At 55.8% G+C, this 25,979-nt stretch carries 19 protein-coding genes and 2 tRNA genes; 15 read left to right on the forward strand and 6 right to left on the reverse strand.

Going from position 1 to position 25,979, the window contains the following annotated elements; all coding sequences use genetic code 11:
* Positions 1-460 precede the first annotated feature (460 nt).
* From U5J94_RS10690 to U5J94_RS10745, 12 genes are all read left to right on the forward strand, one after another.
* Positions 461-2,443, forward strand: coding sequence for a nucleoside-diphosphate sugar epimerase/dehydratase (locus tag U5J94_RS10690; protein WP_322565629.1), 1,983 nt, complete (start codon positions 461-463; stop codon positions 2,441-2,443).
* Positions 2,444-2,995: 552 nt separating this feature from the next.
* A complete protein-coding gene (locus tag U5J94_RS10695; protein WP_322563789.1) occupies positions 2,996-4,225 on the forward strand; it encodes an IS256 family transposase in 1,230 nt (409 codons plus the stop codon).
* Positions 4,226-4,358: 133 nt separating this feature from the next.
* Positions 4,359-4,435 (forward strand) — tRNA-Val (locus U5J94_RS10700).
* Between the two features lie 358 nt (positions 4,436-4,793).
* On the forward strand, positions 4,794-6,719 hold the full coding sequence (gene thrS, locus U5J94_RS10705; protein WP_322565630.1) for a threonine--tRNA ligase: 1,926 nt from the start codon (positions 4,794-4,796) through the stop codon (positions 6,717-6,719).
* Positions 6,720-6,922: 203 nt separating this feature from the next.
* Positions 6,923-7,438, forward strand: coding sequence for a translation initiation factor IF-3 (gene infC, locus U5J94_RS10710; protein ID WP_322566487.1), 516 nt, complete (start codon positions 6,923-6,925; stop codon positions 7,436-7,438).
* A 54-nt stretch (positions 7,439-7,492) separates the two neighbouring features.
* On the forward strand, positions 7,493-7,690 hold the full coding sequence (rpmI, locus tag U5J94_RS10715; protein WP_322565631.1) for a 50S ribosomal protein L35: 198 nt from the start codon (positions 7,493-7,495) through the stop codon (positions 7,688-7,690).
* Positions 7,691-7,705: 15 nt separating this feature from the next.
* Entirely contained in the window at positions 7,706-8,065 is a 360-nt protein-coding gene (rplT, locus tag U5J94_RS10720) for a 50S ribosomal protein L20 (RefSeq protein ID WP_322565632.1), read from the forward strand.
* 707 nt (positions 8,066-8,772) lie between these two features.
* Positions 8,773-9,795 (forward strand): phenylalanine--tRNA ligase subunit alpha, encoded by a 1,023-nt coding sequence (gene pheS / locus U5J94_RS10725; RefSeq protein WP_322565633.1) that lies wholly within the window; start codon positions 8,773-8,775, stop codon positions 9,793-9,795.
* A 470-nt stretch (positions 9,796-10,265) separates the two neighbouring features.
* Positions 10,266-12,689, forward strand: coding sequence for a phenylalanine--tRNA ligase subunit beta (pheT, locus tag U5J94_RS10730; RefSeq protein ID WP_322565634.1), 2,424 nt, complete (start codon positions 10,266-10,268; stop codon positions 12,687-12,689).
* 2 nt (positions 12,690-12,691) lie between these two features.
* Positions 12,692-12,997 carry an integration host factor subunit alpha gene (gene ihfA, locus U5J94_RS10735; protein WP_322566488.1) on the forward strand — a complete coding sequence of 102 codons (306 nt, stop codon included), beginning with the start codon at positions 12,692-12,694 and terminating at the stop codon, positions 12,995-12,997.
* Positions 12,975-13,340, forward strand: a complete 366-nt coding sequence (locus U5J94_RS10740; protein WP_322565635.1) for a MerR family transcriptional regulator — start codon at positions 12,975-12,977, stop codon at positions 13,338-13,340. The genes ihfA and U5J94_RS10740 overlap by 23 nt, the downstream gene beginning before the upstream one ends.
* Before the next feature lie 493 nt (positions 13,341-13,833).
* A tRNA-Pro gene (locus U5J94_RS10745) sits at positions 13,834-13,910 on the forward strand.
* A gap of 598 nt (positions 13,911-14,508) precedes the next feature.
* Here the strand turns inward: U5J94_RS10745 and cysC are convergent.
* Complete coding sequence (gene cysC / locus U5J94_RS10750; protein WP_322565636.1) at positions 14,509-15,111, reverse strand: adenylyl-sulfate kinase; 603 nt, start codon at positions 15,109-15,111, stop codon at positions 14,509-14,511.
* Between the two features lie 108 nt (positions 15,112-15,219).
* Here cysC and cysG point away from each other — a divergent pair, with 108 nt between their 5' ends.
* A complete protein-coding gene (cysG, locus tag U5J94_RS10755) occupies positions 15,220-16,623 on the forward strand; it encodes a siroheme synthase CysG (protein WP_322565637.1) in 1,404 nt (467 codons plus the stop codon).
* 154 nt (positions 16,624-16,777) lie between these two features.
* Here the strand turns inward: cysG and U5J94_RS10760 are convergent, their stop codons facing one another.
* Both U5J94_RS10760 and U5J94_RS10765 read right to left on the reverse strand, forming a co-directional pair.
* On the reverse strand, positions 16,778-19,186 hold the full coding sequence (locus tag U5J94_RS10760; RefSeq protein ID WP_322565638.1) for an EAL domain-containing protein: 2,409 nt from the start codon (positions 19,184-19,186) through the stop codon (positions 16,778-16,780).
* A complete protein-coding gene (locus tag U5J94_RS10765) occupies positions 19,183-20,208 on the reverse strand; it encodes a hypothetical protein (protein WP_322565639.1) in 1,026 nt (341 codons plus the stop codon). The genes U5J94_RS10760 and U5J94_RS10765 overlap by 4 nt, the downstream gene beginning before the upstream one ends.
* Before the next feature lie 278 nt (positions 20,209-20,486).
* Here U5J94_RS10765 and U5J94_RS10770 point away from each other — a divergent pair, with 278 nt between their 5' ends.
* On the forward strand, positions 20,487-22,307 hold the full coding sequence (locus U5J94_RS10770; RefSeq protein WP_322565640.1) for an ABC transporter ATP-binding protein/permease: 1,821 nt from the start codon (positions 20,487-20,489) through the stop codon (positions 22,305-22,307).
* An 89-nt stretch (positions 22,308-22,396) separates the two neighbouring features.
* A complete protein-coding gene (locus U5J94_RS10775; RefSeq protein ID WP_322565641.1) occupies positions 22,397-22,756 on the forward strand; it encodes a S24 family peptidase in 360 nt (119 codons plus the stop codon).
* A gap of 241 nt (positions 22,757-22,997) precedes the next feature.
* On the opposite strand, the gene U5J94_RS10780 is transcribed toward U5J94_RS10775, so the two are convergent.
* From U5J94_RS10780 to U5J94_RS10790, 3 genes are all read right to left on the reverse strand, one after another.
* Complete coding sequence (locus tag U5J94_RS10780) at positions 22,998-23,462, reverse strand: rhodanese-like domain-containing protein (RefSeq protein ID WP_322565642.1); 465 nt, start codon at positions 23,460-23,462, stop codon at positions 22,998-23,000.
* A 204-nt stretch (positions 23,463-23,666) separates the two neighbouring features.
* Positions 23,667-24,332, reverse strand: coding sequence for a response regulator transcription factor (locus tag U5J94_RS10785; RefSeq protein WP_322565643.1), 666 nt, complete (start codon positions 24,330-24,332; stop codon positions 23,667-23,669).
* Between the two features lie 2 nt (positions 24,333-24,334).
* On the reverse strand, positions 24,335-25,978 hold the full coding sequence (locus tag U5J94_RS10790; RefSeq protein ID WP_322565644.1) for a histidine kinase: 1,644 nt from the start codon (positions 25,976-25,978) through the stop codon (positions 24,335-24,337).
* Between the last annotated feature and the right edge of the window lies 1 nt (position 25,979).

Consider the following 25,979-nt stretch of genomic DNA (forward strand, 5'->3'; position numbering starts at 1 on the left):
TGAATGGTGAATTTTGAATTTATGGGGCGCCTGCGGTAATGTTGAATTTTGAATTTTGAATTTTGAATTTTGAATGTTGAATTTTGAATGTTGAATTTTGAATTGATGGGGCGCCTGCGGCAATGTTGAATTTTGAATGGTGAATGTTGAATTGATGCGGCGCTTTGGCGCTGTTTTTATTTGCGCTTCCGGTAGCAGGTCTATGTAGGAGCGGCTTGCAGCCGCGACTTCTCGAATTCAGGCAAGTCGCCGACGGGTCGGCTCCCGCGAAGCCCTTCGGGCAGGGGCGAGGAGCGAGGTACGAGTGACGAGGGTAGACGAGGGTGGCCGGTCAAATTTTTGTTTTTCGAGCCGACATTAAGATGAGGCTTTGGGCTAATATGATGGTAGCCGGGCTGCTCAATGGAGGTGAGGGTTTTCCCTGATAGGCTAATGGATGAATAATGGCTATAATCTCAGTATGAGAAAAAGCGTGAAGGGCATCACAAGTTGGCTGGACGGGTTGTCCCGCTTGCACAAGCAGGCGGTGATGGTGACGTCGGATGCACTGCTGCTGGTGGTGGGGTTGTGGGCGGCGTTTTCGCTGCGCCTGGGGACGCTGTATGTGCCCGAGCTGCCGGTGCTGATCCTGATCGGGGCGGCACCGCTGGTGGCGATTCCGACGTTTGTCTATTTCGGTCTGTATCGGGCGATTGTCCGTTATATCGGCCTCAAGGCGATCTGGGTGGTGGTGCAGGCGGTGACGCTGTATGCGGTGTGCTGGGCGGCGCTGGCGTTTTTAAGCGGGGTGCCGGGGATCCCGCGTTCGGTCACGCTGATCAACTGGCTGGTGGCGATTCTGCTGATCGGCGGCAGCCGGATGGTGGCCCGCTGGTGGTTTTTGCGCATGCAGACCGCGTTCGATCAGCCGGAGCCGGATCGGCGTAACGTGGTGATCTACGGGGCCGGAGCGTCGGGGATTCAGCTGGCCACCGCACTGAGCTTCAGCCAGCAGTACCGGCCGCTGGCCTATATTGACGATAATCCGGCCTTGCAGGGGCAACAGATCAACGGCCTGCCGGTGTTTGACTTCCCCGAACTGGCAAAATTGATCAATAAACGGCGGGTGCGCGAAGTGCTGCTGGCCATGCCCTCGGCGCCGCGCAGCCGGCGCAAGGCGATTATCCGACAGCTGGAGCCGTACACCGTCCATGTCAAAACCCTGCCGGGGCTTTCCGAGCTGGCCGACGGGCGGATCAGGGTCGAGGACATCAAGGAGGTGGAGATCGACGATCTGCTGGGCCGGGATAATGTGGTGCCGCGTCCGGATCTGATTGAGGCCAATGTGCGCGACAAGGTGGTGATGGTCACCGGTGCCGGGGGCTCCATCGGCTCGGAGCTGTGCCGGCAGATCCTCAAGTACGGGCCGCGTCAGTTATTGTTGTATGAGCATAATGAATATGCCCTCTACAACATCGATCATGAGTTGATTCATTCAGCGTTTTATCAGGGGGCGCCGGATCTGCCCGTCCCCCAACGTCAGGTGTTGCCCATGTTGGGCACGGTGCTGGACCAGGAACGGCTGGAGCGGTTGTGCACGGCTTTCGGGGTGCAGACGATCTATCACGCGGCGGCCTACAAGCATGTGCCGATGGTGGAGATGAACCCCGTCGCGGCGATTCGCAACAACATCTTCGGCACCCTCGTGGCGGCGCGGGCGGCGATCAATACCGGGGTGGAATCCTTTGTGCTGATCTCCACCGACAAGGCCGTGCGCCCGACCAATACCATGGGCGCCACCAAGCGCTTTGCCGAGCTGATCCTGCAGGCGCTGAGCAAACGCGCGGACAACAGAACCTGTTTCAGCATGGTGCGCTTCGGCAATGTGCTCGATTCCTCCGGATCGGTGATTCCGCTGTTCCGGCGTCAGATTCAAAACGGCGGGCCGGTGACGGTGACCGACGAGCGGATTATTCGCTACTTCATGACCATCCCCGAAGCGGCCGAGCTGGTGATCCAGGCCGGGGCGATGGGCCGGGGCGGCGAGGTATTTGTGCTGGATATGGGCGAGCCGGTCAGGATTCTGGAACTGGCCCGGCAGATGATTCGCCTGAGCGGGCTGGAAGTGAAAGATGAGACCAATCCCGACGGCGATATCGAAATTCAGATTACCGGCCTGCGCCCCGGCGAGAAGCTCTATGAAGAACTGCTGATCGGCGAGAACGTCAGCGAGACCGGTCACCCGGCCATCATGCGTGCCGAAGAAGACACCCTCGACTGGGCCACCATGGAGCAGTACCTCGCCAGGCTGGAGCGGGCGGCCCACAGCCACGACCAGCACGCCATTCGTGACGTGTTACTGGAAGCCATTGCAGGCTTCAATCCGCAGTGCGGGATTGAAGACATCGTCTACAAGAACGCCGTGGGGATGACGGCGGAGAATGTGAAAAAGTTACCAATGTAAAAGTTGGCAGTTGTAGGAGCGGCTTGCAGCCGCGACCTCTCGAACCCAGGCAAGTCGCCGCTATTGAAGAGAAAGTCGGCAGTTTGCAGTTGGCAGTTGGCAGTCAATGTTGAATTTTGAATGTTGAATTGATGAGGCGCCTTTGGTGCTTTTTTTGGTTTTGACTAACATAACTGAGGACTAAGAACTAAGAACTAAGAACTAAGAACTAAGAACTAAGAACTAAGAACTAAGAACTAAGAACTAAGAACTAAGAACTAAGAACTAAGAACTAAGAACTATCTCTTGTGGGAGCGGGCTTTGACCGCGATGGAACCTGGCACCGCCTTCGCGCCCGCAGGGCGCTCCTACAAGCAGTCGTCAGTACAATTTTGGATTTTGAATGTTGAATTGATGCGGCGCCTTTGGCGCTTTTTTTATTTCCATTTCCGATCGCAGGTCTGTGTAGGAGCGGGCTTTGACCGCGACAGGTCTTGCCGGTCCGCAGAGACTGTAAATTAAATTGTGTAACTGCTCAAAGTCCCATACCCTTGATAATAAAGGAGAAGACACATGAGCAGAAGAACAAAAACCAAAACCGATCTCGACCCGCAGCTTGAAGAACTGGTCAAGGCAGTCAAAACGCCAGAACAGCTTGCCGCATTGACCCAGCAGCTTCAGCAAAAAGCCTTTGAGGCCATGCTCGAAGGCGAGATGACTGACCATCTCGGCTATCCCAAGCACGCCACAGCCGGCCACAACACCGGCAACAGCCGTAACGGGTATAGCGCCAAAACCCTCAAAGGCGAACAGGGCGCACTGACCCTCGATGTGCCTCGAGACCGTAACGGCGAGTTTGAGCCGCTCATTATTCCCAAGGGGCAGACGCGTCTGCCGATGTTCAACGATAAAATCCTGGCGCTCTACAGTCGGGGCATGAGTACCCGCGATATCGTTGCCATGCTACTAGAGCTCTACGGCGTCGAGGTTTCCCCTACGCTCATCTCCCAGGTCACCGCGCAGGTGATTGAGGAAGTGCAGCAGTGGCAGTGCCGACCGCTGGACGAGATCTATCCCATCGTCTATCTGGACTGCATCCACATCAAGATCCGCCAGGACAAGCGGGTCAGCAACAAGGCCATCTATCTGGCGCTGGGTATCAACCTGGACGGCCAGAAAGAACTGCTGGGGCTCTGGCTCAATGAGAACGAGGGGGCTAAGTTCTGGTTGTCCGTGTTGACCGAACTCCAGCAGCGGGGTGTCCGGGATATCTTTATCGCCGCCGTGGACGGTCTGACCGGCTTCCCCGAGGCGATCAATACCGTCTACCCCAAAACAAAAATCCAGCTGTGTATCGTCCACATGGTGCGCAACTCGCTGAAGTTCGTGGCCTGGAAACAGCGCAAGGCGGTCGCCGCGGATTTGAAAAAGATCTACACCTCCCTGACGGTGGCCGAAGCCGAGCAGGAGCTCGACGCCTTTGCGGCTCGCTGGGATGATCAGTTCCCGTCGATCAGTGCCAGCTGGCGGCGACACTGGCCCAACCTGATTACCCTGTTCGACTATCCGGATGACATCCGTCGGGTGATCTACACGACCAACGCCATCGAATCACTGAACAGCGTGATCCGCAAGGCGGTCAAAAATCGCAAGGTTTTCCCTAACGATGAATCCGCCCTCAAGGTCGTCTACCTGGCCATCCAGGCGGCATCGAAAAAATGGACCATGCCCATTCACCATTGGAAGAACGCGCTCAATCGCTTTATGATTGAATTCCCGGACAGAATGCCGGAGCAGTTCTAAGCGGGCAGTTACACAGAATTATTTACAGTCTCGGTCCGCACGGAATATCGCGCCGCAGGCGCTCCTACATCCTGTCCGAACGGCTTTGGTACTTGCCATAACTTGTTCTTTTCTGTATCTTTCCCGCCTCTCCAGTCGCGTAGCTCAGTTGGTTAGAGCACCACCTTGACATGGTGGGGGTCGGTGGTTCGAATCCACTCGCGACTACCAATTTTTGCACTTGTACAACTGGATGTGCGAGTGGACGAGAACGGAGTTCGACAAATTCGCCGGGAGCGAATTTGAACAGCGGAGCGTAGCGACGCTGGCCCGAAGGGCGGAGGGCAGGGATGCCCGGAGTAATCCACTCGCGACTACCAAATTCGATAAAGTTGGCAGTATGCAGTCGCAGTTGGCAGTTAATTTGCTGCCGACTGTGAACTGCCATCTGCCAACTTGGATCCTCTTGTCGTCAGCCCCTCGTGGAGGCTGCGGCGGGAATTCGGCGCCGGCCCATTGTGGGGGCCGGCGTGACATGCACCAAGCGGCCCCTGGTACGGGTCGCCACTGAAGAGATGAGGAGCACGACATGCCTTCTATTGCCCTGCCTGACGGCAGTCAGCGCGATTATGCCAATCCTGTTACCGTTGCCGACGTGGCCGCCGATATCGGCGCCGGTCTGGCCAAGGCCGCCCTGGCGGGCAAGGTCGACGGGAAGCTGGTGGACACCTCCTACAAGATCGATCACGATGCCGAGCTGGCCATCGTCACCGAGCGCGACGCGGAGGGCCTCGAGGTCATTCGCCACTCCACCGCCCATCTGCTGGCCCAGGCCGTGAAACAGCTGTTCCCGGACGCCCAGGTGACCATCGGGCCGGTGATCGAGGACGGCTTCTATTACGATTTTGCCTACGAAAACGGCTTCTCCGAGTCGGATCTGGAAAAGATCGAGCAGAAAATGGCCGAGCTGGCCAAGCAGGACCTCCCGGTCGAGCGCACGGTGATGCAGCGTGAGGAGGCGGTCGAGTTCTTCCGCCGGATGGGCGAGGAATACAAGGCCAAAATCATCGAGGACATCCCCAGAGGCGAGGAACTTTCCCTCTATCGCCAGGGCGACTTTATCGACCTGTGCCGCGGCCCGCACGTGCCCTCCACGGGTAAACTCAGGGCCTTCAAGCTGATGAAGCTGGCCGGGGCCTACTGGCGCGGCGACTCCAACAACGAGATGCTGCAGCGGGTCTATGGTACTGCCTGGCCCGACAAGAAACAGCTCAAGGGCTATCTGCACCGCCTGGAAGAGGCCGAAAAGCGCGACCACCGCAAGCTGGGCCGCCAGCAGGACCTGTTCCACACCCAGGAAGAGGCGCCCGGGATGGTGTTCTGGCACGACAAGGGCTGGACACTTTATCAACAAGTCGAGCAGTACATCCGCGCCAAACTGCGCGAGCACGATTATGAAGAGGTCCGCACCCCGCAGGTGGTGGACCGTTCCCTGTGGGAGAAGTCGGGTCACTGGGACAAGTTCCACGACATGATGTTCACCACCCACTCGGAAGATCGCCACTACGCGGTCAAGCCGATGAATTGCCCGTGCCATGTGCAGATCTTCAACCAGGGGCTGAAGAGCTACCGGGACCTGCCGCTGCGTATGGGCGAGTTCGGCTCCTGCCACCGCAATGAGCCTTCCGGCACGCTGCACGGACTGATGCGGGTGCGCGCTTTCACCCAGGACGACGCGCATATCTTTTGTACCGAGGACCAGATCCAGCCCGAAGTGTCGAGCTTTATCGATCTGCTGTTCGAGGTGTACCGCGATTTCGGTTTTGAAGAGGTCATCATCAAGCTCTCTACCCGGCCCGAGCAGCGCGTCGGTTCCGACGCGGTGTGGGATAAGGCCGAGCACGCCCTGGAGCGGGCCCTGAACGACAAGGGGCTGGACTGGGATCTGCAGCCGGGCGAGGGGGCCTTCTACGGGCCCAAGATCGAATTCTCGCTCAAGGACTGCCTGGGCCGGGTCTGGCAGTGTGGGACTATCCAGGTGGACTTTTCCATGCCGGGGCGCCTGGGTGCCGAGTACGTGGGCGAGGACGGCGACCGCCACACCCCGGTGATGCTGCACCGGGCGATCCTCGGCTCGCTGGAGCGCTTTATCGGGATTCTGATCGAGGAATACGCCGGCGCGTTTCCGCTCTGGCTGGCCCCCGAGCAGGTGGTGGTGATGGGAATTACCGACAAACAGGCCGAAACAGTCAAAAAGATCGAAAAAACCTTGCGTTCAAGGGGCTTGCGGGCAAAAGCTGACTTGAGAAATGAGAAGATCGGCTTTAAAATCCGGGAACATACGCTACAGCGCATTCCCTATCTGCTGGTGATCGGCGATCGGGAAGTTGAAAATTCTACTGTGGCCGTGCGCACGCGAACCGGCGAGGATCTGGGCAGTCTGCCCCTCGATGAATTCATCGGGCACCTCGAGCAGGAAATCGCGAGCCGCGGCCGTATTCTTTTAGAACAGTAGCCGGGGACGAGTTACGAGGGACGAGGCTTTTATACTCCCTCCCCCTGACCCCCTCCCTGAGGGAGGGGGAACAGATCTTGGAAGTTTGCCAAGATCATTCCCTCCCCTTCAAGGGGAGGGTCAGGGAGGGGTGATAGAATATCCTCGTTACTCGTTACTCGTAACTCGTCCCTCGTACCTGTGATTTAATGGAGGAATAAAGTATCGCAACGAAAAAAACACGAATCAATGACGACATTACCGCGCCCGAGTTGCGGGTTATTGATTCAGAGGGTGAACAGGCCGGCGTGATGTCGCTGGAAGACGCTCTCAAAAAGGCCGAAGAACTTGAAATGGATCTGGTGGAGGTCTCGCCCGACGCCGATCCGCCGGTTTGTCGCATCATGGATTACGGCAAGTACAAGTTCGAAGAGAACAAGAAGCGCCATGCGGCCAAGAAGAAACAGAAACAGATTCAGATCAAGGAAGTGAAATTCCGTCCCGGGACGGAAGAAGGGGATTATCAGGTCAAACTACGCAACCTGATACGTTTCCTGAGTCAGGGGGATAAGGCCAAGGTCACGCTGCGGTTTCGCGGTCGTGAAATGGCCCACCAGGAGCTGGGCAGGCAACTTCTCGAACGTGTCGAGAACGATCTTGCCGAGATAGCCTCTGTCGAGCAATTTCCCAGGATGGAAGGCCGGCAGATGGTGATGGTGATTGCCCCGAAAAAGAAATGATCTGTTCATTTGGACAGGTCGGTTATTTAACAATCGAATGCGGAGTATTGAAAAATGCCCAAGATGAAAACCAATCGCGGGGCAGCGAAACGTTTTAAACGTACTGCCTCAGGCGGGTTCAAGCGCGCCCAGTCGCACAAGAACCATATCCTTACCAAGAAGAGCACCAAGCGCAAGCGTCATCTGCGCACGATCGAGCAGATCGCCGACGCTGACGTGACGATGATTCGTCGCCTGATGCCCTATAGCTAACGAGAGGTAAGGATAATGCCAAGAGTAAAACGTGGTGTGACCGCCCATGCGCGGCACAAAAAAGTTGTCGACCAGGCCAAGGGCTATCGTGGACGCCGTAAAAACGTCTTTCGTGTCGCCGAACAGGCCGTCACCAAGGCCGGCCAGTATGCCTATATCGGCCGCAAGCAGCGCAAGCGCCAGTTCCGTGCGCTGTGGATCGCGCGTATCAACGCCGGTGCCCGTGAACACGGCCTGTCCTACAGCCGGTTCATCAACGGCCTGAAAAAAGCCGAGATCGAAATCGATCGCAAGCTGCTGGCGGATCTGGCCGTGTTTGACAAGAGCGCCTTCGCGGCGCTGGCAGAACAAGCCAAGGCCAACTTGTCGAACTGACGCACATGGATGTGCTAACGCCGCGAGGACAGGGATGTCCAGGAGCGGCGAAGCCCGAATTCAAAAAAGGGAAGACAAGCCCGGTCTGGCTGGTCTTCCCTTTTTTGTTTCAGAAAAGAAAGTTGGCAGCGGGACTGCAATGTTGAATGTTGAATTTTGAATTTTGAATTTTGAATGTTGAATGTTGAATTGAAAGTCAGCAGATGTAGGAGCGGCTGCGCCGCGATTTAAAAACAGGGTAGAGTGCGTGCTGATGTAGGAGCGGGCGTTGACCGCGACAGGGTCTGGCACCGCCTTCGCGCCCGCGGGGCGCTCCTACCAGCCCTTCGGGCCGGAACGAGGGCCGAGTGACGAGGTAATACGGTTTGCGGATTGTAGGAGCGGGCTTTGACCGCGACAGGGTCTGGCACTGCAATGTTGAATTTTGAATTTTGAATTTTGAATTGAAAGTCGGCAGCTGTAGGAGCGGCTGCGCCGCGATTTAAAAACAGGGTAGAGTGCGTGCTGATGTAGGAGCGGGCTTTGACCGCGACAGGGTCTGGCACCGCCTTCGCGCCCGCGGGGCGCTCCTACTCGCCCTTCGGGCCGGGACGAGTGACGAGGCAACATAGTTTGCGGATTGTAGGAGCGGGCTTTGACCGCGACAGGTCTTGGATTAAAGATTAATGGTGCGTGGGACGCACCCTACATAATAGATAAAAAAGCTGATGCAGGAACAACTCGAACAACTTATCAAAGACGCCGAGCAGGGGATTAATACCGCTGGCGATCTGCAGGCGCTGGACCAGGTGCGGGTGCGGTATCTGGGCAAGAAGGGGCTGATCACCGAGCAGATGAAGTCGCTGGGCAAGCTGTCGCCGGAGGAGAAGCCGAAGGCGGGACAGGCGATCAATCAGGCCAAGCAGCGGATCCAGCAGGCGATCGAGGCGCGGCGGGAGGTATTGCAAAACGCGGCGCTGAACGAGAAGCTGGCGAAGGAGACCATCGATGTCACCCTGCCGGGGCGCGGTCAGCAGACCGGCGGCCTGCATCCGGTGACGTTGACCCTGCAGCGCATCGAGGCGCTGTTCGCGCAACTGGGTTTTGACGTGGCCGAGGGGCCGGAGGTCGAGGATGACTTTCATAACTTCGAGGCGCTGAACATCCCCGAATCCCATCCGGCGCGGGCCATGCACGATACGTTTTATTTCGAGGACGGTCGGTTGTTGCGCACGCATACCTCACCGGTGCAGATCCGCGTCATGCAACAGAACAAACCGCCGTTGCGCGTGATCGCGCCGGGGCGGGTCTATCGCTGCGATTCGGATCTGACCCACACGCCGATGTTCCACCAGGTGGAGGGATTGATGGTCGACGAGAACGTCACCTTTACCGATCTCAAGGCGATTCTGAACGACTTTCTGCACCGCTTTTTCGAACGCGACGATCTCGCCGTGCGCTTTCGCCCCTCCTATTTCCCGTTTACCGAGCCCTCCGCCGAGGCGGATATCGAGTGCGTGATGTGCAGTGGCGAAGGCTGCCGGGTCTGCAGCCACACCGGCTGGCTGGAAGTGCTGGGTTGCGGCATGGTCCATCCCAACGTGTTCGAGCATGTCGAGATCGACAACGAAACCTGGACCGGCTTCGCCTTCGGCATGGGCGTCGAACGGCTGGCGATGTTGCGCTATGGCGTCAACGACCTGCGCCTGTTCTTCGAAAACGACCTGCGGTTTTTGAAGCAATTTAATTAAACAAAGTTGGCAGTTTGCAGTCTTTAATTAATGGTGAATGTTGAATTTTTAATTTTGAATTGTTGTGGCGCTGTAGCGCCTCTTATTTTGATTCGAAGTTGGCAGTTGTAGGAGCGGCTGCGCCGCGATTTAAAACAGGGTAGGGTGCGTGCTACGCACCGACCTGGTGAGTGAATAGCGAGTTCTCTGGGAATAAACGCGGAGGACGCAGAGGCGCGGAGTCGCAGAGGAAAACAAATCATCTGTGTATAAATTGTCAGGATCGGGTTTATCGACGAAATTGATTTTCAATTTAACGCATAGTTTTGTAGGTAAAAATAAACCTCCGCGGCTCTGCGCCTCTGCGAACTCCGCGTTGAATAACAGATGTTGAAAAATGAGATTCAGCAGGCAGGGTGCGTTCTACGTACCGTTTCGATCCTGGATTGAAGGTTAATGGTGCGTGGGACGCACCCTACGGATAAAGACAAATGAAATTCAGTGAAAAATGGTTACGCGAGTGGGTTAATCCCGAGATTGACACCGGGGCGTTGGCGCATCAGTTGACGATGGCCGGGCTGGAGGTGGATGCGATCGAGCCGGTGGCAGGTCAATTCGACCAGGTGGTGGTCGGTGAGGTGATCGGGCTGGAACCGCATCCTGATGCGGACAAGCTGCGCGTGGCGACGGTGAATGTGGGTGCCGATGCGCCGCTGCAGATCGTTTGTGGCGCGGCCAATGTGCGCGAGGGACTGAAGGCACCGACGGCGCTGGTGGGGACGACGCTGCCCGGCGATCTGAAGATCAAAAAATCCAAACTGCGCGGCGTGCCGTCGCAGGGCATGCTTTGTTCCGAGAAGGAGCTGGGGCTGGCGGACAGTGCCGAAGGGTTGATGGAACTGCCCGCCGATGCGCCGGTGGGCGAGTCGATCCGTGATTATCTGGATCTGGATGATGTGACCATCGAGCTGGGGCTGACCCCCAACCGGGGCGACTGCCTGAGCGTGGCGGGGATTGCCCGGGAAGTGGGCGTGCTGAACAAGTTATCGGTCCATGGGCCGGATATCGGCGGTCGCGACGCGCAGATCCTTGATGTGCAGATCAAGGACACGCTCAGCGTCGCGCTGGAAGCGCCCGGGGCCTGTCCGCAATACGCCGGGCGGGTGTTGCGGGGGATTGATCCCGCCGCCAGGACGCCGCTGTGGCTGGCCGAGCGCCTGCGGCGCAGTGGCCTGCGCAGCCTGGGCCCGGTGGTGGATGTGACCAACTACGTGTTGCTGGAGCTGGGCCAGCCGATGCACGCCTTCGATCTGGGCAGGCTGCAGGGCGGCATCCAGGTCCGCTACGCCAGCGCCGGCGAATCCCTGACCCTGCTGGACGAGCAGACCCTCGAACTGGATGCCGGGACGCTGGTGATCGCCGATGACAAGGCGCCGGTGGCGCTGGCCGGTATCATGGGTGGCGCCGAGTCCGCCGTGGGCGCGGGGACGATCGATATTTTCCTGGAAAGCGCGTACTTCGCACCGCAGGCCATTGCCGGCAAGGCCCGGGGTTACGGCCTGCATACCGACTCCTCGCATCGTTTTGAACGCGGGGTGGATCCCCAACTGCAGGTCCCGGCACTGGAACGTGCCACGGCGCTGTTGCAGGCCATTTGTGGCGGCGAGGCGGGGCCGGTGGTGCATGCCCAGCAGGCCGATCAATTGCCCGTCAGGGCGCCGGTGAGGTTGCGTCGTGTCCGGATTGCTCGTGTTCTTGGAGCGGACATTCCCGTGGATTCGGTGGAAGACATTTTGCAACGGCTTGGAATGAATCCGGACAGGGACGAGGGACGAGGGACGAGGGACGAGGAACACCTTGTGTGGGAGGTGACGCCGCCGTCCTTCCGGTTTGATATCAACCTCGAAGTGGATCTGATCGAGGAGTTGGGGCGGATTTACGGGTATGACAATCTGCCGGCCAGTCGGCCGCAGGTGAGCCTGCGGATGGGACCGCGTTCGGAAACCCGTCGGCCGGCGGCGCATTACAAGCGGCTGCTGGTGGATCTGGGCTACCAGGAGGCGATCACTTACAGTTTTGTGGATCCGAAGCTGCAGCAGCAGCTCGATCCGCAGGCCGAGACCCTGCAGCTGGCCAATCCGATCTCGGCTGACATGGCGGCGATGCGCACCTCACTGTGGCCGGGATTGCTGCAAACCGCGTTATATAACTTGAATCGCCAGCAGGATCGGGTATTATTGTTCGAGCAGGGTCTCAGGTTTATTTTCCAAGATACTGAATTAAAACAGGAACCGGTACTCGCAGGTTTGGTATCCGGGCCGCTGCTGCCGCCGCAGTGGGGCAGCACCAGCCGCCAGGCCGATTTTTACGATTGCAAGGGACACGTTGAGCAGTTGCTGGCACAGACAGGGAACGCCGAACAATTCCGCTTTGACGCCGACGAGCGCCACCCGGCCCTGCATCCCGGCCAGGCGGCCGTGATTTTGCGTGAGGGCAGGCCGGTAGGCCGTCTGGGGGCCCTGCATCCGGCGCTGCAGCAAAGCCTGGGATTATCGCAACGGGTCTATCTGTTCGAGATTACGCAGGCCGCGCTGGTCGAACGCCGACTGCCGGCTTTCGTGCCGCTGTCGAAATACCCATCTATTCGTCGGGATATTGCGATCGTGCTGGATGAGGTCATATCCGCGCAGAAAGTCAAGGATTGCATCGAAAAAGCGGGCTCGAAACGGCTGACAAACATCGAGTTGTTTGATGTCTATGTGGGCGAAGGTATTGATTCTGGAAGAAAAAGTCTGGCCCTGGGCTTGACCTTGCAGGATCTTTCACGCACTCTTAAGGACACAGATGTCGAGAGCGAGATCAGCACCATTCTGACGGCGCTGAATCGCGAACTTGGGGCTACACTTAGAGAATAACAATTATGGCGCTGACAAAAGCGGTGATGGCCGAGCGTTTGTTCGAAGAGCTGGGGCTGAACAAGCGGGAAGCCAAGGAAATTGTGGAGATGTTTTTCGAGGAGGTTCGCAACGCCCTGGAAAATGGCCAGCAGGTCAAGCTCTCCGGCTTCGGCAATTTCGATTTGCGTGACAAGAAACAGCGGCCCGGACGCAACCCCAAGACCGGGGAAGAGATCCCGATAACCGCACGGCGAGTCGTGACTTTCCGACCCGGACAAAAACTGAAGGCCAGAGTCGAAGCATATGCTGGAACCCACCAACAATAACGAACTTCCCCCGATTCCCGGCAAGCGCTACTTCACTATCGGTGAGGTGAGCGAGCTGTGCGCCGTCAAACCCCACGTGCTGCGCTACTGGGAGCAGGAATTCCCCCAGCTCAAACCGGTCAAGCGCCGCGGCAACCGCCGCTACTACCAGCGCCAGGACGTGATTATGATCCGCGAGATCCGCAGCCTCCTGTACGAACAGGGCTACACCATTGGCGGCGCGCGGTTGCAACTGACCGAAAGCAACAACCAGCCGAAAAAAACCGGCAAGGCCGACAAGGAAACCCTGCGCCAGATGCGCATGGAACTCGAGGAAATCGCCTCGATTCTGACGCGGTCGTAGCCCCACCAATCGCGCCCGTGGGGCGCTCCTACAGAAAATACAGGGCCGAGGGCCGAGGGACGAGTTACGAGGGACGAGGAAGCCCCGCATCGTCCTGGTCTTCTGATTGTAGGAGCGGGCTGCGACCGCGACAGACCTTTCCCCCGGCACAATCCATCGCGCCGAAGGCGCTCCTACAGAACATCCAGGGCCAAGGGACGAGTGACGAGGAAAGCCCGCATCGCCCGGTCTTCTGACTTGTAGGAGCGGGCTGCGACCGCGACAGACCTTTCCACCCGCACAACCCATCGCGCCGAAGGCGATCCCAGCTTACGGGATAGGGTGTTTTTCCTCGTCCCTCGTCCCTCGTCCCTCGTCCCTCGTCCCTCGTAACTCGTTACTGCGTCCGGAGGACGCCGGGAGCGGCATTTGGAATTGTTTTTCCTCGTCCCTCGTCACTCGTCCCTTGGCCCTGGGTTTGATGTGTTGTATGATTCACGCGGTTCGAAACCGTCGGGGCGTAGCGCAGCCTGGTAGCGCATCTGCATGGGGTGCAGAGGGTCGCAGGTTCAAATCCTGCCGTCCCGACCAACTTCTCAGTTACCAGGTCCTAGTTACCAGGTCCTGGCCCCTTATTTTGACAGGGTGCGGTCTCTCTGCCGATTGCTTCGTTGAACTGGAAACCAATCTTTGGGGAATACCGTCGGGTAGGGTGCGTCTCACGCACCATTAGCCTTTTAAATTGAGGTCGAAAAGGTGCATAGAACGCACCTACCCTGTTTTTAAATCGCGGCTGCCAACTTTCTCTTCAGCACTTATCCCTGCCCGAAGGGCCTTGTGGGAGACGCTTGTAGCGGCGACTTGCCTGGGCTTCGAAGGGTCGCGGCTGCGTCGCTCACGGCCTGTCTCATAGAACGCTTTCAGCGTTCATCATGAGTACCCCACCCGTCCCGGGTCGGGGCACCATGCCTACCGCGACATTAGTACATCCATGTACGTCAAGCCCCTCCTACAACAAATAGTTCTAAGTTCTAAGTTCGTAAGTTCCAAGAACTCAGCACTCAGCACTCAGCACTTTTATATTCTGCCAACTGCCAACTGCTAACTATCTTTTAAATCGCGGCGCAGCCGCTCCTACAGCTGCTGAATTTCAATTCAACATTCAAAATTCAACATTCATCATTGCTTTTCAGATGATCCCCCGTTCAAGCAGCATCTCGATCACGGCATTGACTGATTCCTCCAGGGGTTGTTCGCCAGTGTTGAGGTGCAGTTCGGGTTTGAGCGGGGCTTCGTAGGGTGAGCTGATGCCGGTGAATTCGGCGATCTTGCCTTCGCGGGCTTTCTGGTAGAGTCCTTTGGGATCGCGTTTTTCGCACACTTCCACCGGCGCATCGCAATAGATTTCCAGAAAATCGCCGTGGGGCATGAGATTGCGGGCGATTTCCCGATCCTGGCGCAGGGGGGAAATGAAGGCGGTGAGGACGATGACCCCGGCCTCGATGAACAGTTTGGCCACATTGGCGATGCGGCGGATATTCTCGTGCCGATCCTCGAGCGAGAAACTGAGATCGCTGCACAGGCCGTGGCGGACGTTGTCGCCATCGAGCACGAAGCTGTGACAGCCCCGGGCGTAGAGCTCTTTTTCCACGGCGTGGGCGAGGGTGGATTTGCCCGAGGCAGACAGTCCGGTGAACCATAGCACCACGCTTTTATGGTGATGCAGGCTTTCGCGCTGTTCGCGATCGACGCTGGCGGCGTGCCAGACGACGTTGTTGTTTGGTGCAGTCATGCGGTTTCCCGTGGTTTGGCGAGGCCATGAAATTAAAATAATGCGCGCACTACTAATATATAGTAAAATATCCTGCTATTTCAACGGGTTATTCCGGAATTTTCCAGCATGAAATTTTTACCGATTTTTCTCGATATCAGGGACAAGCCCTGTCTGGTGGTGGGCGGTGGCGGGATTGCCGCACGCAAGGTTTTTTTACTGTTGCGCGCCGGTGCGCGGGTCACGGTGGTCGCGCCCGCATTGTGCCACGAACTGGTGGAACGCCAGCAGGCCGGTGATCTCGAACACATTGCCCGTGACTTTGCCGATGCGGACATCGATCAACCCTATATTGTCATTGCGGCAACCGATAATGAAGCGGTCAACCGACGGGTTTCGGAACTGGCCAAACGAAAGAATATTCCGGTCAACGTGGTGGATGCCCCGGAACTGTGCAGTTTCACCATGCCCTCGATTATCGATCGTTCGCCGGTGCAGATTGCCATTTCCACCGGCGGTGCCTCGCCGGTACTGGCCCGTTTGCTGCGTTCCCGACTGGAAACGGTCATCCCTCCTGCCTACGGGCATCTGGCCTCGCTGTTGGAACGTTATCGGGAGAAGGTCAAACAACGCTTCGGTTCCATCACCGAGATTCGCCGTTTCTGGGAAGCGATTCTGGAAGGGCCGGTCGCCGATCGGCTGTTGGCCGGTAAGGAGCGCGAAGCCGAAGCCCTGCTTGAACAGGCGGTTGTCTCGGGGCAGGCACCTTCTCTGGAAGGTGAAGTCTATCTGGTCGGTGCGGGACCGGGCGATCCGGATCTGCTGACCTTCAAGGCGCTGCGGTTGATGCAACAGGCCGACGTGGTGGTTTACGACCGGCTGGTGTCGCAGGGTATTCTGGATATGGTGCGCCGCGATGCGGAATTTATCTATGCCGGCAAGGAGCGCAACAAGCACACGATCCAGCAGGAGGATATCAATACTCTGCTGGCGCGACTGGCCAAGGAAGGCAAGAAAGTCCTGCGCCTCAAAGGCGGTGATCCGTTTATCTTCGGTCGCGGGGGTGAGGAGATCGAAACCCTGATGAAAGAGGGCGTCAGCTTCCAGGTGGTGCCGGGTATTACCGCCGCCGCCGGCTGTGCCGCTTATGCCGGTATCCCGTTAACGCATCGGGATTATGTCCAGTCCTGCACCTTCGTCACCGGCCATCTCAAGGACGGCAGCATCAATCTGAACTGGCCCGCCCTGGCGCAGCCGGGTCAGACCCTGGTGTTTTACATGGGCCTGCACGGTGTCCGGGGGATTTGCGAGAATCTGGTCGCGCATGGTCTGGCGGACAGAACTCCGGCCGCGCTGGTAGAGAAGGGCACCAGCCAGGAACAGAAGGTCCACCTCGGCACCCTGGCGACGCTGCCGGATCTGGTGCAAAACAACGACATCAAGCCGCCCACGCTGATCATCGTCGGCGAGGTGGTTGCTTTACACGACAAGCTGAAGTGGTTCGACCCGACGGGGCATGAAAATAAGAAATAGTTGGCAGTCGTCAGTTAACAGTCGGAAATCAAAAGCAGGATGGTTAATTTTGAATGTTGAATTTTAAATGTTGAATTTTAGTGTGGCGCAGCCACGCCTGTAATTAAAAATTAAACATTCAGCATTTAGAATTTTTCTGCCTACTGCCTACTGCCTACTGCCTACTGCCTACTTTGTCTAATGGAAACGGTTTTCCGACGGCGAAGCCCTGAATATAGTCGATATTGCAGTTTTTCAGCTTTTCGCGGATTGTTTCGTCTTCCACGTATTCAGCGATGATTTCAAGCCCCAGCTCATGACCAATGTCCGTGATTGCGTTGACGATAGAGTGGTTGATATCGTTGTTGTCGACGTTGCGGACAAACTTTCCGTCGATTTTAATATAGTCAATGGGAAGATCATGCAGGTATTGAAACGAGCTGACGCCGGTTCCAAAGTCATCGAGTGCAAATCGGCATCCCAGTTTTTTCAGGGTATTGATAAAGTGTAAGGCTTTATCAAGGTTGGAGATTGCGGCGGTTTCGGTGATTTCAAAGGTAAGCACCGCCGGGTTGACGTACCTCCCCTGCAGCCGCTGTATGGTGTAATCAAGGAATTCGTCGTCACACAAAGACTGTCCGGACAGATTAATGTTGTAGTGGTTACCGCCAAAGTTATCGATGGCCTTGTCCTCAAAGCAGGATAAGAAAGTATCCACAACCCAGCGATCGATACGGGGCATCAACAGATAGCGTTCCGCGGCCGGAATAAATTCCTCGGCGAGGACTGTTTTGTCTTCGGACCGCAATCTCAAAAGGATCTCGTAGTGTCCGGATTTTTCGCCTTCGGGCGGGCTTGAAGGCTGTATTTCCTGGCAAAAAAGAAAAAAGTCATCAGCGTCAAGTGCATCAGTTATTTTGTTGTACCACTGAAGTTCTGTGTTGCGAGGAATGAAGTCTTTGTCGCTGGGGGAGTAGGCGTGAATGGCGTTTCTGCCCTTATCTTTGGCTATATAGCATGCGGAATCAGCAAGCATAAGAAGCTCGGAGTGCGAGTTTATGCTCGCGTTGATAGGCGCGAGTCCGATACTTATGCCGATATCGAATGAGCTATCATGCCATATATATTTAAAGTCCGCGACAGCGCCTTTGATTTGCTCGGCCAGGGATTTTGCTTCACTGACGGGCGTGTCGTAAAAAATAATGCCAAATTCGTCGCCGCCAAGACGGGCGAGAAGATCATGTCGACGAATCCGGTTCTTGATTTGATGGCTGATTTGTTTGAGCAGAATGTCACCGGCAAGATGACCACATGTGTCATTTATGATTTTAAATTGATCAAGATCGATATAGCATAGAGTATGTTCTGTATCGCGATCGCAGGCATCCTTGAGCGCATCCTTCAGCTGACGTTCAAACTCCCGCCTGTTGTACAGATCAGTCAGATCGTCGTGAGATGCCTGATAGGCGAGTTTATCGGACATATGCTTGACGTTAGAGAAGTCATGAAATATCAGAGCAATCCCGATCACGTTTCCTGTTCGGTCCATGATCGGGCTTGCTGTATCCTTGATTACCAGCTCAGTGTTATCCGCTTTGACGAGGGTTAAATGCGGATCGTGGCTCAGGTTATTTTTGTCCTGAACAACCTTTTCTACAGGGTATTCAGTGATGGCGTCGGAGTTTGCATAGCGTATTCTTAATGCCTTATGGATACTCTGGTTTTGCATATTTTCAAAGCGGGTGCCCGTCAGTATCTCGGCGGCCGGGTTCATGTAGGTGATATTTGATGCGGTATCCGTGGTAATCACTCCTTCGCCAATCGATTCCAGCGTTACCAGTGCCTTGCTTCGTTCGACATAGAGTGCGTTATCGCTTTTGTTGACAAGCTCATCCTGCGCCGCCTTCAGGGAGGTCGACATGGCGTTAATATTTCTGGTAAGTGAGTCAAGTTCTTTTATGGTCGAGGATTCAAGCTGGTATCCAACGTTTCCTTTACGAATAATATCGATGCCGTTTAATATTTTCATGAATGGTCTTGTTATGCGCTTGATAAAAGCGAGCGTGACGATGAGAGTGATCAGGACGAGAAGGAGTGTTATAATAATCCCTTCGAAGATTATTGCATTTTTTTCTTTTTCCAGTTCCTGCGTAGATACAGTTACACGAAGAGTGCCTACTTCATTTTTATAATCAATATCTTCAGAAGAAAAATCGTCTATTGACTCTGTTGAGCGAAATATTCCGGTCTCAATGTAGAGTTTATCGCTGTCGAGTGTGGCGTCATATTTTTCATCTGTTATGGAGCCGATGGTTTTGCCTTCATTATTGTATAGGTTGGCCCTGATTATTTCGTTGCTTTCTGCAAAGTCAGAAAGCAATGATTTTGTGTAGGCATCATTTCCGGAGATGATGCCATATTCAAGGGAGTTGGCAAGAATTCTTGTCATGGTTTTGACCTTGCTTGTGAGCCTGTATTCAGCATCACTCATACGATTGCTTATGTGTGAAGCTGTTAGTATCAAAGCAACGATCAACAGGGGAAAGATTACAATTGCAAGGATTTTAAACTTAAGACTATTCATGGTCTTGACCCTTTACTGACTGTTTTTTCCAGGTCATCCGTTAAAATGTTTATGCCAAGTGATTTGGCTACCTGGGGGTTGACCTCGATCGTGTAGGTCCCGGGGTGTATGACTTTTCCGTTTTTGCACATTTTTGGATCTTTTATGTAATTGTATGTCTCGTCGGCAAGCGACTCCGGTTTGGAATAAATGCCGATGAGAGCGCCCGCCTTGACAAAGGCGCTGGAATATCCGATTACAGGAATATTGAAATGGTAGCTTGATATAAGGATATTTCTTGCCGTCCCGCGGTTATATACTGCCTTGTTGTGTAACGCGACGATGGCGTCTGTTTCTTTTTTCGCCAGCAGTTTGATCGTGGCGTGTAGGTCGCCATCCAGTTTTTCACGGATAACTTCGATTTCGGAACTTGATGAGTCAGTATTGCCTGACCACGGGGTGTTGTCGTTTGCGGCTTCGATAATACCGACCCGCTTGATATCCGGTAGTTCCCGGTTGATGATGCTGATGATTCTATCAAGCGGCTGATCAATGACGACTCCGCAATAATCGGTTGTTTTGTCCGCGCGCAAGCTGAGGCTCGATGCGTAGTCTTCGCGGGTCAATAACGTGGCGATATGCGGGACAGGGCTGTTAATGCGGGAAAGCGCTATGCTGCTTTTTTTCCCTGCCGTGACAACAAGACTGGCATCGCGAGTGATTTGCTGGAGCTTTTCGTGGTCTAAATGATTGATATTGAAAAATAGCGGGCGGTTTCGTGATTCCGGGTTAGCCAGGCTGAGTTGTTCGATCCGCTTCCTGAAAATCTTGTAGGCATCATTTTCACCGCTCAAAAACAAAACAATCTTGCCGTTGTTTTGTGCGGGAAGGGTACCTGCTGTAAACAGAAACAGTATCGCGAGTATTATGAGACGGCCAGGCCACTGCAGGCAGCGAGACCTGAACAGATTCGTTACATAAAAGGATGTGCGCTCAGGCATTATCTGTTCCAATAATACCGTCAATTCGTTTTTTCGCGACATTAAGGAATTGTCCTGCAATCCGGGCAAGGAGGCCGGGCGGCCAAAAGTCAGCAGGGAGCTGTGTGTCGCGTGCAAGTGTCATGTTAGTTATTAAAATCGACTGCTTATCCCCGGTTACTGAACCGGCTGCCGGCTCCGGTTTACTTTATATAATTCCTGAGCTTCTGTCAGGATATAAGGCGGATAATATCGATTCGCCGGAAAACCTGTCTTTCTCTTATAAAGCCCCCCTAAAGATATGATAATATTTCATTTTTTGGTTTGGCAGTAATAATTTTATGAGTATTCCCCGGTACACCGATGCACCGCACAAGAACCGCCAGGATCTGCGCAATCTGCGCCACATGTTGCCGTATTTGTGGGATTACCGGGGCCGGGTACTGGCGGCGCTGATCAGCCTGGTACTGGCCAAAGTGGCGACAGTGGGAATTCCGGTCCTGCTCAAGGAGATTGTCGATACCCTCGATACCTCACAAGGGCAGGCGCAGGCCGTGGCGGTGCCGATTGTGCTGCTTCTGGCCTACGGTGCATTACGTCTGGGCAGCTCGTTCTTTAATGAAATGCGTGATGCCGTGTTCGCCCGGGTGCGTTATGGCGCAATGCGCAAGTTATCCCTGCAGGTCTTGCGGCACCTGCACCGGTTGTCCCTGCGCTTTCATCTGGAGCGTCGCACCGGCAATATTACCCGCGACCTTGAGCGGGGCGCCCAGAGTGTCAGCTCGATCATGAACTACATGGTCTTCAATATCCTGCCGACGCTGGCCGAATTTCTGATGGTGGCTGTCATTCTGCTGGGTCAGTATGACATCAAGTTTACGATTGTCACCTTTTTGACGGTCGGGGTGTATGTCGCCTATACCTTGCTGGTCAGTGAGTGGCGCATGAGTTTTCGGCATCGAATGAATGCCATGGACTCGCAAGCCAACGGGCAGGCGGTCGACAGCCTGCTGAACTATGAAACAGTCAAGTACTTTAATAACGAACGGTTCGAGCTGCAGCGTTATCACGACACCCTTGACGAATGGGAGCATGCGGCGGTCAAGAGCCAGACTTCCATGTCGTTACTCAATTTCGGTCAGGGCGCGATCATCGCCGCCGGCCTGACCATGATCATGATTTATGCCGGTCACGGCGTGGTCAATGGCGAGATGACGCTGGGCGATCTGGTGTTGGTCAATACCCTCATGTTGCAGATGTTCATGCCATTGAGTTTTTTGGGGATAATTTACCGAATGCTCAAATACACACTGGCGGACATGGATCTGGTACTGAAGCTGCTGCATCGCGAAGAGGAGATTCAGGACGCGCCGGATGCCCGGCCGTTGCAGGTCACCCGGGGCAAGGTCGATTTTGACAATATCAGTTTTGCATATAACGAAGATCGTCCGATTCTCAAGGATATTACGTTTGCCATTCAGCCGGGGCGCAAGGTCGCGGTCGTCGGGCCGTCCGGGGCCGGCAAGTCGACGCTGGCCCGACTGCTGTTCCGGTTTTACGATGTGACCGACGGGCGAATCCTGATCGATGACCAGGATATCCGCCATGTGACCCAGGAGAGCCTGCGTGCCGCCATCGGCATCGTGCCCCAGGATACGGTGCTGTTTAACGAAAGCATTTTCTACAATATCCAGTACGCCCGCCCCGGTGCCAGCCGCGACGAGGTGGAGCAGGCGGCACGGCATGCGCATATTCACGATTTTATCGTCAATCTGCCGCAGGGTTATGACACGGTGGTGGGCGAGCGCGGGTTGAAGCTCTCCGGTGGTGAGAAGCAGCGGGTGGCGATCGCCCGGGTGATCCTGAAAAATCCGGTGATTCTGGTCTTTGACGAGGCCACCTCGTCCCTGGACAGCCAGTCCGAGCAGGCGATCCTCAAGGCGCTGCGGGAAGTCGCCGAGCAGCACACGACACTGGTGGTGGCACACCGCCTCTCGACCATCGTCGATGCGGATGAGATTCTGGTGATGGAGGAGGGGCAAATCCGCGAGCGCGGGACCCATGCCAGCCTGCTGGCGCGCGACGGCCTGTACAGCCACATGTGGGCTCTGCAGCAGAAAGAGCACCATCGCGAGACGCTCCAGTCGGAACCGAAGGTCTGATAACCGCCAGCCTGACAGGGGATTTGCAGCGGCTGTGTCAGGGCCTGATTCGCGCTATAATCTGTCCGAAGAACGTATGAGGTGAGGCCATGCAACAAGAGTTGAAAAGCGCAATCGAGTCCGCCGCCGAGTCAAGCTGCGGCGGTGCGGAGCCGTTTGCCCTGCAGGTGATCGATGACAGCATGGAGCCGGAGTTCCGGCGCCGTTGTATCATCGTGGTCGATCCAACCGGCCATGCCCGTCATGGCAGCTACGTCATCGCTCTGATCGAAAACGGCTATATTTTTCGCCAGCTGGTTCTGGAAAATGAACAGTACTATCTGCAGCCGCTCAATGAAGCGTATATGCACGAGAAACGCCCGATCGAACTCAGAGCCATCCAGGGCGTGGTCGTCCAGCAGTCCGGCCCCCACGGCCGCCGCAAGGACCGCAAGCGCTACGAAGACTAGCCGGGTTACTGGGAATAAACGCAGAGGGCGCGGAGACGCAGAGGCGCGGAGAAAATCATTTTATCTCGTCACTGAGTTATTTGTGTGACCAAAAGTTAAATGCCCATCTGTCCCAATACCACAAGTTATACAGCAATATCTTCTTCGTAATCTTGTGACTTTGCGGATAACAATAATTTTATTCCTCTGCGTCTCCGCGCCTCTGCGAACTCCGCGTTTTTAATCGGATTCTAAAAAGAGGTTATTTCTTGCTCATTTGTTCCGGGCGGAGTTTGGGGGTGAAGAAGTCGATGACGGTGTCTTCGTCCACTTCGTTTCCGCTGTTGTCGTAGAAGGGCTGTTCGTAGTCGCTCCAGCCGCGCAGGCCGGTTTTTAAAGAGGTGACGTTTTTGTAGCCGAGTTTTTGCATGACTTCGGCGGCGAAGATGCTGCGGTTGCCGGAGCGGCAGACGACCACGACCTCCCGATCCCGGGCTTCGACCAGCTCGGGCACGGTATCTTCGTAATCGTATTCACAGGCCGTCTCCAGAATGCCGCGCGGGACGTTGATCGAGCCCGGGATATGCATGGCGTCGTATTCGTAGGGTTCCCGCACATCCACGATCAGGATATCGGGGTTTTCCTGAAGCTGTTCTTCCAGGTCCCAGGGGAAGAGTTCATCCACATGTTTGGCGCTCTCGGCGACCAGTTCGGTAAATTTTCTCATCGTTACAGCCTGCCCAATAAATTAAATGTCATTTGTTATCGATAGAATAACGGAATCACCGAACACACCGAATACACTGAGTAATAAACTGCATAAAAATCGAGTCCAGCCTGTCCCTCACATTCGATTTTCAGTGTTTTCGGTGTCATCGGTGGTCAATCTGCCGGTCCCGAATAAACACGCGGTTATTGACGAGCGATACAGTTATTCGGGGCTGGCGCGAGACAGGCCGTATTCGACGGCCATGACCGCGGCCTCGACCCGGGAGTGGACATCCAGTTTGCGCAGGATGGCTTTGACGTGGAGTTTGACGGTGCCGTCGGAGATCCCCAGGTTGCGGGCGATGGCTTTGTTGCTCTGGCCTTCGGCCAGCAGGCCGAGGATTTCGGTCTCCCGCGGGGTCAGTTCGTCAAACGGACTGGCGTTGGCGTTCTCGTCGTCGCTGTGGCTGCCCTGGACCGCCTTGGCCAGAATCGGGGCGAGGTCCGGGGCGACGACGGTCTTGCCGTTGTTGACGATGTCGCGCAGGGCCAGAACCAGATCATCGGGTTCCATGTCCTTGAGCAGATAACCCTGCGCGCCTTCACGCAGGGATTCGAGCAGATCGCCTTCGTCGCTGCTGGTGGTGAGCATAACAACCGGCAGATTTTCGTCATTCTGGCGTAATAATTTCAGTACACTGAGGCCATCGATGCCCGGCATGCGCATATCCAGCAGGACCACATCGGGTTTGAGTTCCTCGACCAGTCGCAGGCAGTCCTGGCCGGAACCGACCGAGGCGACGATTTCGATGCCCCGACTGGCCAGCAAACCTTCGAGACCCACACGGAACAGGGTGTGATCATCAATTAACAGAACGCGCAGACTCATAATCAACCCTGTAGTTGTAGCGGTACTTCGACGGTCTGAACTTCGGGATAACGGAAGCGCAGCAGAACCCGGGTGCCTTCGTTGGGTTCGCTTTCGATGCGGACGGTGCCGCCGATGCGTTTGGCCCGCTCATCCATAATGCTCAGACCGAGATGATCGCCGGAGGTGCGATCGGAGGACGGCAGGATATTCATGCCGACGCCATCATCTTCGATCAGGATACGGCAGTCGCCGTTGACATCGCTGCGCATAATAACACGAACGGCATGCGCCTGGCTGTGTTTGCGGATATTGTTGAGGGCTTCCTGGATAATACGTAATGCCTGAACTTCGACACTGGCCGGCAGATAGAGCACATTCCATTCCTTTTGCAGGTAGATGGAAATCTCGCTCTGGTTGCGGAAACGATCCACCAGATGTTCGACTGCCGGTACCAGACCACGCTTGTCGATCGGTGCCCGGAAGTGGGTGATCAGCTCGCGCAATTCGGCATAGGCCTCGTCGATATTGTTTTCGATTTTCTCCAGCTCGTACCAGATGGAGGGTTCTTCACCCTGGCGGATGGTTTCATCCAGGACGCGGATCTGGAAACGCAGACTGGCCAGGGTCTGGGCCAGCGAGTCGTGCAGCTCATGGGCGAGCCGGGTGCGCTCTTCCATGATCGACAGACGTTGCGCCTCGTCCTCGGAGCGTGCCTTATCGATCGCCATCCCCAGATGCCGGCCGATGCTGGTGAGCAGATCCTCGATATCCTCGGGTTCGGCGAAATCCTCCTGGCTGACGAACAGGTTGTAGACGCCGAGGGTCTTGTCCCGATATTGCAGCGGGACGACGATCATGCCGATGTCTTCGCTATCAAAAAAACTGCGGCCGATGATCTTGTCGCATTTTTGCAAGTCGCTCTGGAACATGACCTTGCCCTCGGTGAAGGCGCTGCCACACAGACATTGCTCCGAGGGGATCAGTTGTTCGCGTTTGACCAGATCCTCGTCCAGCCCGATGCTGGAGACCAGGCGCATCTGATTATTGTTGTCCACCAGGCGCACGACCGCGGCACGGGCATTGACCACATCTTTCAGGGTGTGCAAAAAACGGGTCAACAGATCATCGAGATCCCGCGAGATATTAATACTGGCCGCGACATCATAGATGATCTCGAGCGAATGGGTCTTGCGCTCGATATGCTTGGTCTGTTTGCGGACCTGGCTTTGCATATCCAGCGACAATACTTCGAGCTCGTTGGCCAGCGTGTTGAAGTCACCGAACAGTCCCTTGAATTCGTTGGGAACTTCTTCCGGCAGACGGGCGGCCAGATTGCCCTGACGCAGTTCCGCAGTCCAGCGGCGTAACTGGGTCAGGGGCCTGAGCAGGGTGCGCTGCACTACAATGATGAGCAGCGCGATAAGCGCCAGACCGCCGACGAGCAGGGCCAGGGTAATGGCCACCAGGGTTGAGCCGGCATGGTTGACGTACAGCAGCCAGGCGCTGGCGATGCCGAGTATGATGAGAACCGCGCCGATCCCGAAAATGGCGCCACACAGGCGGCTTCGCCAGATGCCCTCGTACGGCGTCAGCGGGTCGGTGGCGGCGTTCTCCGTGTCGCCGGCCGGCTCAGAACGACTGGCTACGGTGTGTGGCTTGTTCATC

It is taken from the genome of Thiohalophilus sp. (assembly GCF_034522235.1).
In the GTDB taxonomy this organism is placed as follows: domain Bacteria; phylum Pseudomonadota; class Gammaproteobacteria; order UBA6429; family Thiohalophilaceae; genus Thiohalophilus.

Coding starts and splice junctions, on each gene's coding strand:
- U5J94_RS10690 (WP_322565629.1), top strand. CDS start 461: ATGAGAAAAAGCGTGAAGGGCATCACAAGTTGGCTGGACGGGTTGTCC.
- U5J94_RS10695 (WP_322563789.1), top strand. CDS start 2,996: ATGAGCAGAAGAACAAAAACCAAAACCGATCTCGACCCGCAGCTTGAA.
- thrS (WP_322565630.1), top strand. CDS start 4,794: ATGCCTTCTATTGCCCTGCCTGACGGCAGTCAGCGCGATTATGCCAAT.
- rpmI (WP_322565631.1), top strand. CDS start 7,493: ATGCCCAAGATGAAAACCAATCGCGGGGCAGCGAAACGTTTTAAACGT.
- rplT (WP_322565632.1), top strand. CDS start 7,706: ATGCCAAGAGTAAAACGTGGTGTGACCGCCCATGCGCGGCACAAAAAA.
- pheS (WP_322565633.1), top strand. CDS start 8,773: ATGCAGGAACAACTCGAACAACTTATCAAAGACGCCGAGCAGGGGATT.
- pheT (WP_322565634.1), top strand. CDS start 10,266: ATGAAATTCAGTGAAAAATGGTTACGCGAGTGGGTTAATCCCGAGATT.
- U5J94_RS10740 (WP_322565635.1), top strand. CDS start 12,975: ATGCTGGAACCCACCAACAATAACGAACTTCCCCCGATTCCCGGCAAG.
- cysC (WP_322565636.1), bottom strand. CDS start 15,111: ATGACTGCACCAAACAACAACGTCGTCTGGCACGCCGCCAGCGTCGAT.
- cysG (WP_322565637.1), top strand. CDS start 15,220: ATGAAATTTTTACCGATTTTTCTCGATATCAGGGACAAGCCCTGTCTG.
- U5J94_RS10760 (WP_322565638.1), bottom strand. CDS start 19,186: ATGAATAGTCTTAAGTTTAAAATCCTTGCAATTGTAATCTTTCCCCTG.
- U5J94_RS10765 (WP_322565639.1), bottom strand. CDS start 20,208: ATGTCGCGAAAAAACGAATTGACGGTATTATTGGAACAGATAATGCCT.
- U5J94_RS10770 (WP_322565640.1), top strand. CDS start 20,487: ATGAGTATTCCCCGGTACACCGATGCACCGCACAAGAACCGCCAGGAT.
- U5J94_RS10775 (WP_322565641.1), top strand. CDS start 22,397: ATGCAACAAGAGTTGAAAAGCGCAATCGAGTCCGCCGCCGAGTCAAGC.
- U5J94_RS10780 (WP_322565642.1), bottom strand. CDS start 23,462: ATGAGAAAATTTACCGAACTGGTCGCCGAGAGCGCCAAACATGTGGAT.
- U5J94_RS10785 (WP_322565643.1), bottom strand. CDS start 24,332: ATGAGTCTGCGCGTTCTGTTAATTGATGATCACACCCTGTTCCGTGTG.
- U5J94_RS10790 (WP_322565644.1), bottom strand. CDS start 25,978: ATGAACAAGCCACACACCGTAGCCAGTCGTTCTGAGCCGGCCGGCGAC.